Raw genomic sequence first — 12,607 nt, forward strand, 5'->3', positions numbered from 1 at the left:
TACTGCGCAACTTCTTGCGCACTCGTCTGTACAGAACGGATTACGTGGGCTGTAGGGATGTGTCCACACGGTTATCCACATTTGAGTGCGCAAGAAGTTGCGCACAATGGCGTGTGGCCACTATTGGCGAGATTCAAGCGCAGCAACGCATTCCTCAATCGAACGTTGCTGGGTTTGCGCATACAACCCCAATTCATCAATCGTCGAGCGTCCCAGCGCCTGCTCGAATGCCTGTCGGTTGGAATGTTCGCCATAGTGGGCCTGCGCTGCATCCCCAAGGTTCGATTGAAAGATCCCCGCCGCACTGACTGGCAGGAAATCTTCGTACACCAGCGGTTCAGCTTTCACATAACCATTGCGCAACAAATCCTCTAGCGAGGCGTCACCGAGGCTAGCGGAGCAAGAAATCGTGCCCACTTGGTGGAAACCATTTCTTGGTTTAGTGGTGCTAAAAGTCTGCAATCCTGCGGAATGTCCTTGATTCATAACCAACCTCTTTATGAAGTTTCGTAACTAGGTAAAGGATTCCGATGATCCACGGTTCACCGTCGCTCTGAATTAGTACGGGAAAATTTGGTAGGTATCCCTTTTCGCCCGTTATGAACTCATAATCCGGTAGGCTTTTCGAGGTCCCACGATCGGGCGATTCGAGGAAGCACAATGTTACTGGCCTGAACTCAGAAATGAGGACTCTACGTGCGGTCGAGTCGTAGCGCCCTTGCCCGGTTTTACTTCTGATGTGATTTCTTGCCACGACGAATTATCCGGAAATGTTAGCTGTATGGGCATACAGTTTTGCGCTCGGATTATGCTGTCAATAGGGCTGCATTCGGACTATCGTCAAAGATCATCAGACTCGGCAGGTGCGCCAGTGCACGGGCGATGTTACCCAGACCAGTCTTGAAACCGTCGATTCGCGTCTGTTCCAGGGCATAGCGCTTGTGGCGTTCGGGTGTCAGCGCGGGGGCTGGCGGATTGATCAGCGTCCAGGCTGTCGGCGACCACACCAGCAAGTACATCGCCATGACTTCGGCAAAGGTCACCAGGTGATTGTCAGCGTTGCTGCTGGTGAAAATCGGCTTACGCGCACCGCCGAAAAATCGCTCACGCAACGTCTCGTTGCTCTCCAGCGCCGGTTACAAATCCGCACGGCGGTAATAGCAGGCCGGGTGTTCGTAGAGCTTGGCGCTGTCGCTGACCACAGCGCCTTCAAGGTGTTCGTCGAACAGGCCGAGGCGTTCGATCAGGGCATGAATTGCCCGCAGCGGGCGCCTTGAACCCTTAAACGAGGCTTAAGATTCGCTCTTCTTCAATTTCAGATCGAGCAGTCGCCACGCGGCTTTGCCTGCATCGTTGCCGTCCACTTGTTGCACTGAACAGTCAAACCGATACCTCACATCGTCTCCCACCATGTTCCGTGAGGTGGCGGTACTTGTAATGGTGTAGGTCTGATCCTTGAACCGTTGACTGCTGGCGTCCTTCGCGCTTGCCATCACTGTCGACGCTGAAAAGCGCATCGCACTCTTGATAAAGGGTTCGCACATCATGAAAGCCATCAACGATTTGTCCGCGTTCGGATTACTGCCTGCCACTCTGCGCAAAGCGGCAAAATCGTGGCCCGCAGTGTCCTTGAAGTCCTTCTCCAGCAGCGAAGCAGGTAGCCGTTTGCTGAAGTTCGGCAGGAGAGCGGACTCAGGTGGTGAGGGCTCGTTCTGCGGCTCGCTGGCGACGTAGGCGGGGAGGCTGTCGGAAACAGGAGCAGGCGCAGGCGCAGCAACGGGAGGTTCCTCAGGCGCGGATTCGGCTTCAGGCATGAGGGCCGGTTCAGCGCTCTGCTTCGCGGCGTTCTGTATCTTTGCCTGCTCGATAATACGTGCCGGCGCGAACAGCGACATCGTGACGGAAAACACCACAAACCCGACAATAAACCCCGCCCCTGCACCGAAAACGTTGCCGATAAACAGATTCCAACTGCCACGGTTTTTCACCACCCAGCGCCACATGAAACCCCACGTCGCCAGAAATGCGAGTAGACACAGAAACTCCATTCGATCCTTTCCTTAACCTGCAAAAACCTTGAAACAGCGCGTGTTGATGAGGCGCGCTGGAGATGGACGGCAAGATAACAAAATAGTAGCTTCGCGCCACTTTCTTCAACCGCGTAACGGACTACACATGCCTACCGTTTCTTCTGTCTTGCGCCTGCTCAGCGCTTTGTTCTTCGCCATCGTAATGACCCCGGCACTTGCCTACTGGGATGAAACCCCGGAGGAGGCCTGGAAAGGATACCTCTCCGATTGTCAGAGTTTTCAGGAGGTAGTGAACAGAGTTCAAAACGGGACCATGACGACCAGGCAAGCGATGAACCGCGTCGACAGCTTGAATCACACTCTTTACGTCCATCGCGATCACCTCGCCAAGGCAAGCCTTGGCTCTCCCGAATATGCCCGTTGCGAAAACGTCATTGCCCAAGCGTTCGAGATCCGGAACAAGGAAGAGGAGGTCTTGGTCAGAGAGCTTCAAGAGCAATACTTCAAGGCCCAGGCCGAGCACAAGAAGACCCCGCAATACAAGCGCGCCCGCGCTCTGGGCTTTAGCGACGTCGGCGGAATCGCCAAGCTCAACGAACTCGCCGAGGAATCGGAAACCGATGGCGAAGCGTATCTGAAGACGTTGATGATTACGGTCGACTGGGAATGCGGCCGACATTTGCGCGCCGTGCGATACGTCAAACCCTACGTGATCTACACCGTCCACCCCGATGCGGGCAGTTGCACCGTTTATAAGGAAGTCGCGGTGTTGGGCGCCGCAATGGTAGAGAGGGGCGACCCCATCGACGAGGACTTGATATTTCAGTACGTGGGATGGAAGAAACTGACTGGCGCGGGTGGGTTTGCGATCAACATTCGAGTGGTAAAAGTGCTCAAGTAATCTGCAGGTTTTTTCTTCAACCTGAGCGTGGACAAGTGATCGCGCGTTCGATTACAGAATGTCCTTCAAGTAACCCTTGAGCGCGAGGAGCGGCTGATCGAGCTGCTCCAGCGACTGAGCTTGGCTGAAATCGGCTGACAGCTTGTGCAGTTCACGTCCCAGCGGTTTCTCGACACCGCCCAACGCATCCATCGCCAGCCCCAGGCACTCATTCATCTTGAATTGAATGGTCTCGACATCGCCCCGGCGTACCAACAATTCGAAAATATCCCGCTGGTAGTCACCCATGACCATGTCGTCCCGCAGAATCGGGCTCAGGCCCTCTTCCTCGTAGGCGAGTTTGAGGGAGAAAAGGGCGACTGTTTCCAGTGACGTTTGCATGGTGTGGATCCTTGGGGCTCGGATGGCCAAGAAGCGGAAGATCAAAAGATCGCAGCCCGCGGCAGCTCCACAAGTGAGGGACTTTATTGCAGGCGAAAAAAAAGGCCTTGCTAAGCAAGACCTTTCTTAATTTTGGTGCCCGAGGGAGACTGTAGTCTTCCATGTAATCCGTGGCCTACAGCCAGATTTCACGGTTCGGGATACACGTAGGGATACAGCTTGCTTGGCCCTATGATCGCACAATCTCAGATGTAGGCTAAAAATCCCCTATCGTTAGTCGAGAATCTAGCTGGTGTGGCAAGGATTGCAGCAATAGTAACAACCATTAATCCTTAGGGTGGGGTTAGCCGCTCGAGCGGCGCTTACAGCACCAAAGCATGATGTATGACTTCCCAGCGATGCCTGATTGGCAGGCAACGGCATGAACTGACAGCCAGTCGTCGTGTTGTGCACTTCGTAGTCGCCATTTGCTTGAACGTTTCTATTCACGATAAATGATGGCATATGCTAGTCCTCGCTTCCGTGTGTCGGATCGGTAATGACTCAAGTGTTCTAACCATGTGTGCCGTACGGGCGGAAATCGCGATGGCTAGCCGTGGTGGAGGTTAGCTGCAGCATGGCAGAAAGCAATCAGTCGCCAGAAAGCCGCCGGGGACCCTGGGACTATCTGAAGGACACGGGGTCGGAAACCCGCGGGGCTTCGTTAGTGGGAGGACTCAAGAGTTACTGAAATTTCAGTCATTGAAATTGAAAGAAACACATCGAAAAACAGCCACCATTACCGTTTCGGTAATGGTCACCTCAGATAGGCCATTCCATAGGGCAAATGCACAGGTGAACCGGCAGTTCACCGAGTTCACCTGTTCACTAAGCTGGGAGTTCTCCCGCTAACAAGGTCCTGCGGGTTTCCGACCCCGTGTCTCAATGAAAGCCTCAGGGACCCCGGCAGGCCGCGGGAGATGCACCTGAAGTTCGCTGGAGGGATTGGTGCTACCGGGGAGCGGGGTTCGTATCTGATCAAAATGCGGTGTAACTCGTGTAACCGGTGTAACAGGCATAGCTACGCTATTGTATTTGTTGGTTTTTATCTTAGTTACACCGATCTGAGACACCAATTTTCAAGCGTGTAACTGAGTCAAGTCGTGTAACAGTTTCAGATGAAGGCAGGGCGCTCCAACTGGTGGACCGCCCATCGCACTCATAGGGGGTTCGTCGGAAGATTCCTGTGTAAGAGGTGTCCCGGTGAAGCTGCCATGTGCGGTATTCAAATATGCGGATATGATGGGGCCAGCAAACACCTCCTGCCATAATTAAGTTAACAGCGAAAGGAATCGGCATGCCCCGCATCAACATTGAGAAGCTGCTGCATGAAGTCGAAATTGACAAGGTAGCTGAGCGGTTGGGAATGGAGCTGCGAAATGAGTCAGCCACGCGAAAGCTTGCCTTATGTCCATTCCATAGCGATAAGACTCCCTCTCTTCTAATAGATACGAGTAGAAATAAATCTCCGCAGCATTTTCACTGTTTTGCTTGTGGTGAGCATGGAGATGCAATTGATCTGGTGAGAGGTGTTCTTAATCTAGACTTCAAAGGGGCGGTGGAATGGCTCTCACCAAGTTACTCTAGTATTTCTATCCGAAAGGAGGGCGGACGTAAGGATCTGAAGGTTGAGCAGTCAGAGACCCCGGGGCTAGAGCTTGCGTACAAGCTTTATAAAGTAAGCAATGATAAAGAGCGCCTAGCCACATGGGCTTCTAGTCGAAGTTTGGACTTGGCAGCATTAGAAAAAGCAGGTTTTTTGTACGCACACAAAAACTCCCTTTCAAAACAGGTATCGATTACAAAGCCGGCTGGAACTCAGCGAGAATTGGCTGGAGCATTAGAAGAGGCGAGCCTCATTCGTAAGCTTCTTCCTAGTATAGGTACTACAAATTACCATCTGAATTTGCAGTCCAGCCAAGACATCCGTTACGCGGATTTTTTTACTGGGGATCGTATTGTATTTCCGATAAGAGACGAGCAAAAAAAGCTTTTGGGTCTCGCAGGGCGTGCTTTAGATGATCAAACACCAAAATATTTATTTTCAAAGCGTTTTCCAAAATCTAAGGCGCTATTTCGTATAGAACAAGCTGCAAGTTCTATACGAACGTCGGCCAAGGAAGGTAAAAAAGATCTTCGCTTGTATGTTTGTGAGGGTTTTCTTGATGCGCTGAAGCTGGAAGGTATAGGGCTGCCTGCAATAGCAACAATGGGCATATCGCTCAGCAAAGAGCAAGTGCAAATTATCAAGGGAATAAGCGACTCTCTGCCTTCAAAGGTTGCATCTTTAACAATCTGCATTTGCTTTGATCGTGATGAGGCAGGACTAAGGGGGGCTTCCGAAACCGCGCTTAAATTGCTAAGTGCTAATCTCGATGTGTTATTTATTTGGCCAACGGCCACTCAGATTAAGGGGGTTGGAGGCTCGACTCGCACTAAAGATCCGGATGAGTATCTTTCTGGATTGTCTGCCCAGAATGCCCTGCTTCTTCTAAAAGACTCTACATACGAAAGTGGTATAGCGGTATTGGCAAATCAGTTTGGGGTTGATGCTGACGACCTCTTGGAGGCACCTCGTTGGGATAATGCCTCTCGCTCTAGAAAATATAGAGCGTTCGAGAAAGCGCGAACGGAGCTTCGAAAAATTGTTGGCAATACCCCTGAAAAAATAAAAAAGCTTATCGAAGGCAATCAAAAAGGCACCTCTGTAACTGCAATGGAGGAGTGGCTACAATTTCTCAACGTCGATGTGGCAACCGAAGCCGCGGTATCGGAGTGTTATCTAACTAATTCGGATGCCCGGCTAAACCATGCCAGACTACTCGCGTATATGGGGTCGCGGAGAGGTGAGCTTCCTTGTGATGAGTCAAAGTGGGAACGGCTAGATGTCGCTGCCAGTGCGTTCAACATACTGCTTCATGAACGACTGTCTAATGAATTAAGTGAACCTATTGGTCCATTCGAGGCTGTTTGGGTCCCTCGATCTTTTGGTTCAGATGAACCCAGGCTTAAGGTCATGCCTCAGCCAGAGGACTTAATAGTTCATCAGTATGTGTTGAATGAATTGTTGACGGAGCGTTGGGATGCATCCGCTCTGGGGGGGACGAATTTCAGCCATTGTATTCCTGCAGTGCGTTACTACCGTGAAGAACGAAAAACAGTAACTACCGGTCTAACTGACGCGTCTAACGATTTGAAGCCGTTGGTTCTATCAGATCACACATTGAGTTTCGCCTATCAGATTGATATGGAAGTCATTGAGGGCAGGCAGCCCGCCACGGATCAGGGGATGTTTCGTCCATTCCTAGACTGTTGGCGCGACTTTATGCAGTCTCTTAATAAGCAGGCAAAAGAAATAAAGTACGTATACGCTATTCGCCTCGATGTGAGTCGATACTATGATCGTATACGTCGACATGTTGTTAGGGATAGCATTCAGCCACATATTGAAAAAGCACTGGAGTCTGTAGCGGGAAATGCACCAGCATTCGCAGAGTTACTGAAAGCTCAAGCAGGAATGGGGCAGGCTGCTGATAAGGCTGCAAGTGTTGTCGAGCAGTTGTGTGATATGGTTTTTGGTTATCCATATCTACGTCCAGATAATGGGCGAATCACTCGTGCAGACCCACTGCGAGGCATCCCTCAGGGCCCTGTGATCTCTGCGTGGTTAGGGTCTGTTGCACTATTTCCCGTGGATCTTGCAGCACTTGAGTTGATGAAGAAATACAATGTAGATGAGGAGACTCATCTAGGTTACGCAAGGTACGTTGATGACATTATATTATTGGCTAGTAGCGCTGAGTTGTTGGAAGAGCTACGAGAGGTAGTAGACCTAAAGACACGGGCTTTAGATTTGGCATTGGTAGCCAAGGCCGACGCGATTCCTCCGATGACAGCGGAGCAGTTTTCTGATTATGCGAATCAAGGACGTGCGTTGGAGGCGTCGGGCCCGGCTTGGGAGCCGCCTTTAGCAGGTGATGGTGAAACAGGGTGGGAGTTTTGGTCAGGTGCTCCTCCATCGGACAGACAGTCAGCTCTGCACCTATTATCGAACTGGGAAATATACAGGAGTTCAACAGACGTTGTTTTGCAAACTGTAAAGACATCGTTCTTAGCAATGGATTTGCGATCAAGCGAACTTGCAAAAGGTGCTAGGTTACTTTGGTATGCTGTCGCATCTAAATTATCTGTTGCAGATTCGGGATCAGATTCGATTGCGGATAAAGCATGGAAGCTATATGAGAAGTATTGGAAAGAATGTACTGAGGACGCAGGGTGGAGTTTAGACTCCGATAGTTTTGGGTGGGAAGCCCCCAGTCTGTTCGCGTTAGAAGGGCTGGAAAAGCTTATTGACCATAAAAATAGCCTTCAGCTAGGTTTGAGTGCGTCAGAAAATGCTCTTCGGCAAAAGCGAATTTCTTATTTAGCAAAGGTCGTACTTGAGGAAGGGTTTAGACAAAATGTTCTAACTAGCGACTCAAAGCTAAAGTATCAACTAGAAAAAAGGTTGGATCTGCTTGAGTGGAAGGCGGCGAAATCTTGTGGGGTGCCAGTACGTAGAACTAAAACCTATGCAGAGCGGTCTATGTATGTACGCTCCTGGCTGCCTTTTGACTGGTTTCATGCGGCCGTAGAACAACTGATGTTGGCAAATCTGCGTTCTGAATCTGACCCGTTAAGCTCGTATGTGACGCAATATAAAGCTCTGGCGAGAAGCGTAGGGGAAGATAATACTGAATCTTATAAATTTTTCCGATATTTCCTGCCTTCGGACGGGAATCCAGATGATCTAGAGTTTTTCGCTAAACCAGGGACAAAATATTTTGGTTTAGCATTGCAAGTCTTGGTTGCATTGATTCCGAGAGAGAGCATTATTGGTTTGCTCTCTAAGAGAGTTTGCTTGTTAAGTTCTCTGGGGGCGGGAGGTAAACTTCTAATAATGCCTTCTCTGCCCGGTGTTAATCAAAGGCGAATGGTTGCATGTAAAGTAGGTGAAGGTACTACTGAAAATTTATGTAGTGTAAATTCTTTTGAGTTTTATGACGTATTTTCTAAGGAAAATAGTCAATCTGATCTGGTTTTTTTTGGCGCTGAAAATGGAGTGGTTATAGCCGCGGTGCCTGAATGGGTTGTAGAGGAAAGCCCTAGCTCAGCATTGCTTAAAAAAGCTTCAGATTTACCAGTAGGTCTTAATCTATTTTTATTAGACAAACCACCGTCAGGAAAGTTTGTTGTAAATGCCAGCGTGTTGAGACAGGCTGCAAATCTCTATAGATCGTTAGTTGTGATGATGGCTGAGTACGAAAGGCAAAATGATGGCCTGGAGTTGATTCCGGCCTGGCCCTATATAGCGATTAATAAGCCTGGTCAAGCTTCCTATCTTATATGCGAGGGTGTGCCAAAAGGAGAGGTGGGTAATAGAGCTTTTGTGAGAGATGGCGGCCGGGCATTGAGGACTATAGAGGTTCCGATCTACGAGGCTCAGCTATGGCGTGCTGGTGTGGCTCTAAGTGATTACTTAGGATTTCATGATGATATAGCCAAATTTAGCTCATCCGAGTCAGAGGTGCCTTTAGATGAGGCAACGCTCGCAGAACCTTCTCATTACGTTCTGAGAAGCCAACTTCGAAAGCTGAGAGGGGCGTTTGCCAATTCACAAATTGGGCGACGCATAATACCTAACAGTTTTCTTCCGGCTAGCGTTGAAAGAGCTCTTGAGTTATTAGAAAAATTCCCGGAGGCAACTGATAATCCCCTTTTACAATTGATGCATCTCCTCGCAACGGAAACTGAAACAGCGGGGATGTGGGTTCGCTATGAGAAGCATGTTGATTTAACAGAGTTGACTATATTTCTTCGGGCGGTTGCCGATCGAGTTTTGAGCAAATTACCTCTGAGCATTGGCGAGGTCTTAGCCACTGCTCCAACTGCAACAATTGGGCTGCGACGGGATTTGGTGGGGATCTTAACCTTCACTAGAAGCTTGTGGTCCATGGACCAAAACGCTCAGATTTCTCCATTATTCGCATGGAGAACACTTCGAGCAGGAGCAGTAAGCTCCGGTATCGCTGTTGCTTTGCAGGGTATTCTTGCCTCGCTTAGAAGCCATGGTGGATTTGCAATATACGAGGGGTTTGATTTTCCTGTCGAGTGGGAGATTTCGCCCGCCAGCATAACTGTGGCGGATTCCGGGAGAACGGATAAAAACATTGATGACAATATAAGTCTTCTGGATTTATTACGTTTGCTTGTCGCGCATTTGGGTTACCGGATGAGGTTGGCAGATGATGGCAGTCCACAAATATCATCAGGTATTAGTAATGCAATTGAAACAATCGCTGTAGCACTCGCAAGTATAAGTGTTAAAGATTTAACTGAGCCAGAGCCGACTGATTGGCCTTTCTTCGATGTTACAGAAAAGGCTCTTGATGTTCTTAATCTTGAGTTGCTAGAAACTGTCTGTAATATGGTTAAAGACTTGGATTCTGAGCTCGATCTTAAAGTGGTTCTGGTTATGGAGCAAGCTTATGGTTTCAATGCGCAAACCAAACGCTTTACAGACTCTAGGGGACTTGCTTGGGATATAAAGTCTTGGATGATCTCACAATATCCGTTGCGAGCTCGACATGTAGAGGAAAGCTTTGACTCTGATCGAAGAGTAGTTCGTGTATGGACAGAGGTTTACGATAGGAGTAGTGATCGACTGCTTTCGATTTCTGTTCTTGGTGAGCCATTTGCATCCATTGCGCTGTTAAAAAAATTTGCAAATACTTCTGAGGATAATAGTGTTGTAGCAAAGGTCGGTAGTGATGAAGTTATCCCGAAAGCGGAAATAGCGCAAGATACGCCTTTGGAGGTAGAAGACGCTGAGCCTCAAAAAGATATTTTTTCTCTGGAGGGGGGTGAAAATATCGATTCAAATGATCAACCTACTGATAATCGTGCCCCGGACTTTGCTGAAAAAATTGAAGATAGACCCGTTGAAGTGTTACTTAGTGAGGCGACAATTAAAGCACGAGCTAACTCTTTCAAGTTAAGTCAGAAGGGGGCTTGGAGCGATCGAAAGGATAGTAGGAACTTAGGGCATGTGCGTGTTGCGTTTGTTCAGTGGGATCATCAAGAGCTAAGCTATGCTCATCCGATGGTTGAAGCTACGCCAAAGAAATGGCCTTTTAGTGCTAGCTGTAAATCTACAGTAATTAAAAAACTAAGATATCTAAAAGACTCTCCTTACGGTTCCCTTTTAAGCGCCACTGATGCAACTGGATTAAATCATCTTTGGAGAGAGAAGAAGATTTTGTTGCCAAGTTGGGTGGAGCACCGTCGTCGCAGGCTGCTACGTAGTGTTGTGGATGCCTGCGAATCTTTTGGTGTGGATTTGTTAATCTTGCCGGAGTACTCGGTCCGTCCGGAAACAGTCAGATGGTTGAAGGATAAGTGTTTGCCTGGAAAAACAGTTGCTGTGCTGGCCGGAACTTACTTGGAGTTTGATTCTGAATCGATACTTCCTGCTAAAAGCGCGACTCTTAATCTTTTATGGCCTGTTCCGAAGGATATACGCGAATACCTGAAGCCCTCTGAAGTTCGAGGAGGTCTGAGTGTGGATTCTGCAAATGATGAAATTAGCAAAGGTATTGTTCTAAATTTAAGTCGGCCAAAAAAATATAGGTCGGTTGCTCTGAGCGAGTTTATACGGCCTGGAACACAACCCTTGGCGCCATTGTTTGTTCCTGGAAAAATAGTAGATAAATTACGTCTTGATTGGGAAATAAGTATTGAGGGCGTAGTGAAGTTGCTCGCCTACTCTGGTTTGCCTTTGGCGAATTTTATGGAGTTGATTTGTTCTGAGATATTTCTTTTTACGAGTCCCACGAATATTCCTGAGATGGCGAGGGACTACGCAGCTATGTGTTCGAGGTTTGGACTTGGAGCGTCTGAGGTTGATGTATGGGAGGATCTTAAGGGGCTTTCTAATTGGCTATCAGTTTGTTCAAAAAACGGTGGGATTGGCTCTCGAAGGTCGATCATGATTGTTCCAGCCGCCACAACGCGTACCGCTGACTACTGGATAGCAGGTCAGGCTGGCCTGTTAGCAGCGGGTACAACTACCGTCTTCATCAACGGTGTCGGTTCAGGCTTGAAAGGCGGCAGTTGTTTTATCGGGCGAGAGAGTTGGAAAAACGGAGGGGGAACACATGGGTACATCGAAAGCCTAACTCCATATCATGGTTGGTCGAAAGGTATTTATTACAATAGTAAGGACGACCCATTGAGTGACGGGGATCAGGCGTTGGTTATTGCGGATATTGACCCTCATAATATGCTTGAAGGCAAACCTCGCCCTCAAATGCTTCCTGTTCCTTTGCAGTTGGTTGCCTATTTACCAATTGCAGAAACTGTCGATGAGAAAACACTAGATCGTAGGTTGTGCGCAGCGATTCCCTCCAACGGTGAATTATCCGATCCTGGTAATGTAGTGCGAGAGCTTTCAGGAAAGCTAAGAAGCAGGAGTTTATTTTGGCAGACTATTGCGCAAGGCATAAATAATATAGATATTAAGTTTTTCGAGGGATTTAGTAAGAATTTTTCTGATGAAAGGACAATCCAAGAAAGAGCAAAATCGTTTTTCAATAACGGTTATCAACAACCGTTTTCATCTGTGGAAAAGCAAGATCTGCTATCTTCACCTGCGTTTTATGATTGGATTGACGCAGATATGACTTTGCGAGAAGGTGAGGAGTTGCCGTATATCTCAGTTCCTTCTTGGGTCGAAGAATAGTAAAGATTGGAACAAGTATTGGTACTTTTATATGATAAACCGCCTACTCATTATTTTTCCTTGCTGCGTTATTGCTCCGATATCTGATACAGAGCGTCGAGGTTGTAGAGTGATCACGGTATGTCCGCTTCCGGCCGATAGAAGACGTCCGTGAAGGGCAACTATTAGCCGAACTGTGCTCCGGGTCCACCTCCAGGTTATGTCAGTCACGCGACGGGCGTCGCCAAGGCTGCAACGGTTGTGAAATACGGAGGTTGGATCGGCGCAGCCTTATAAGGGGGCGCATCCTATAAAAAGGTTCAGGAAGTCTGGGCAGCAGGCAACATAGAAGCACGTGAAGAGATCAAATACGTAAGCGTCTGGCCAAGTCACCTTCAAAACTCCAGCATTAAGGGCGATGGTGTCCGCGTATTTTTAAGCGGACGCGATCGCCCTTAATCGCCAGGATTTTCATGCGCCAACGAAGCTCTTATCCCA

The 12,607-nt window shown here is 48.6% G+C and carries 4 protein-coding genes and 2 pseudogenes; 2 read left to right on the forward strand and 4 right to left on the reverse strand.

Annotated elements, in window-relative coordinates; genetic code table 11:
- Positions 1–120 precede the first annotated feature (120 nt).
- From AACY02_RS25315 to AACY02_RS25325, 3 genes and pseudogenes are all read right to left on the reverse strand, one after another.
- Positions 121–399: pseudogene (locus AACY02_RS25315) on the reverse strand (2-oxoadipate dioxygenase/decarboxylase family protein); the annotation flags it as partial.
- 437 nt (positions 400–836) lie between these two features.
- Positions 837–1,265: pseudogene (locus tag AACY02_RS25320) on the reverse strand (alkaline phosphatase family protein); the annotation flags it as partial.
- Between the two features lie 27 nt (positions 1,266–1,292).
- Positions 1,293–2,048, reverse strand: a complete 756-nt coding sequence (locus AACY02_RS25325; RefSeq protein ID WP_339434272.1) for a hypothetical protein — start codon at positions 2,046–2,048, stop codon at positions 1,293–1,295.
- Between the two features lie 127 nt (positions 2,049–2,175).
- Here AACY02_RS25325 and AACY02_RS25330 point away from each other — a divergent pair, with 127 nt between their 5' ends.
- Entirely contained in the window at positions 2,176–2,931 is a 756-nt protein-coding gene (locus AACY02_RS25330; RefSeq protein ID WP_339434273.1) for a hypothetical protein, read from the forward strand.
- A gap of 51 nt (positions 2,932–2,982) precedes the next feature.
- On the opposite strand, the gene AACY02_RS25335 is transcribed toward AACY02_RS25330, so the two are convergent.
- On the reverse strand, positions 2,983–3,312 hold the full coding sequence (locus AACY02_RS25335; RefSeq protein WP_339434274.1) for a hypothetical protein: 330 nt from the start codon (positions 3,310–3,312) through the stop codon (positions 2,983–2,985).
- Between the two features lie 1,336 nt (positions 3,313–4,648).
- Here AACY02_RS25335 and AACY02_RS25340 point away from each other — a divergent pair.
- Positions 4,649–12,130 (forward strand): CHC2 zinc finger domain-containing protein, encoded by a 7,482-nt coding sequence (locus tag AACY02_RS25340; RefSeq protein ID WP_339434275.1) that lies wholly within the window; start codon positions 4,649–4,651, stop codon positions 12,128–12,130.
- Positions 12,131–12,607 lie beyond the last annotated feature (477 nt).

This window comes from Pseudomonas sp. EA_65y_Pfl2_P78, assembly GCF_963970495.1.
GTDB lineage: Bacteria > Pseudomonadota > Gammaproteobacteria > Pseudomonadales > Pseudomonadaceae > Aquipseudomonas > Aquipseudomonas baetica_A.

Bases quoted from the DNA above. Each gene is read 5' to 3' on its own strand.
- AACY02_RS25325 (WP_339434272.1), bottom strand. From the start codon at position 2,048: ATGGAGTTTCTGTGTCTACTCGCATTTCTGGCGACGTGGGGTTTCATG.
- AACY02_RS25330 (WP_339434273.1), top strand. From the start codon at position 2,176: ATGCCTACCGTTTCTTCTGTCTTGCGCCTGCTCAGCGCTTTGTTCTTC.
- AACY02_RS25335 (WP_339434274.1), bottom strand. From the start codon at position 3,312: ATGCAAACGTCACTGGAAACAGTCGCCCTTTTCTCCCTCAAACTCGCC.
- AACY02_RS25340 (WP_339434275.1), top strand. From the start codon at position 4,649: ATGCCCCGCATCAACATTGAGAAGCTGCTGCATGAAGTCGAAATTGAC.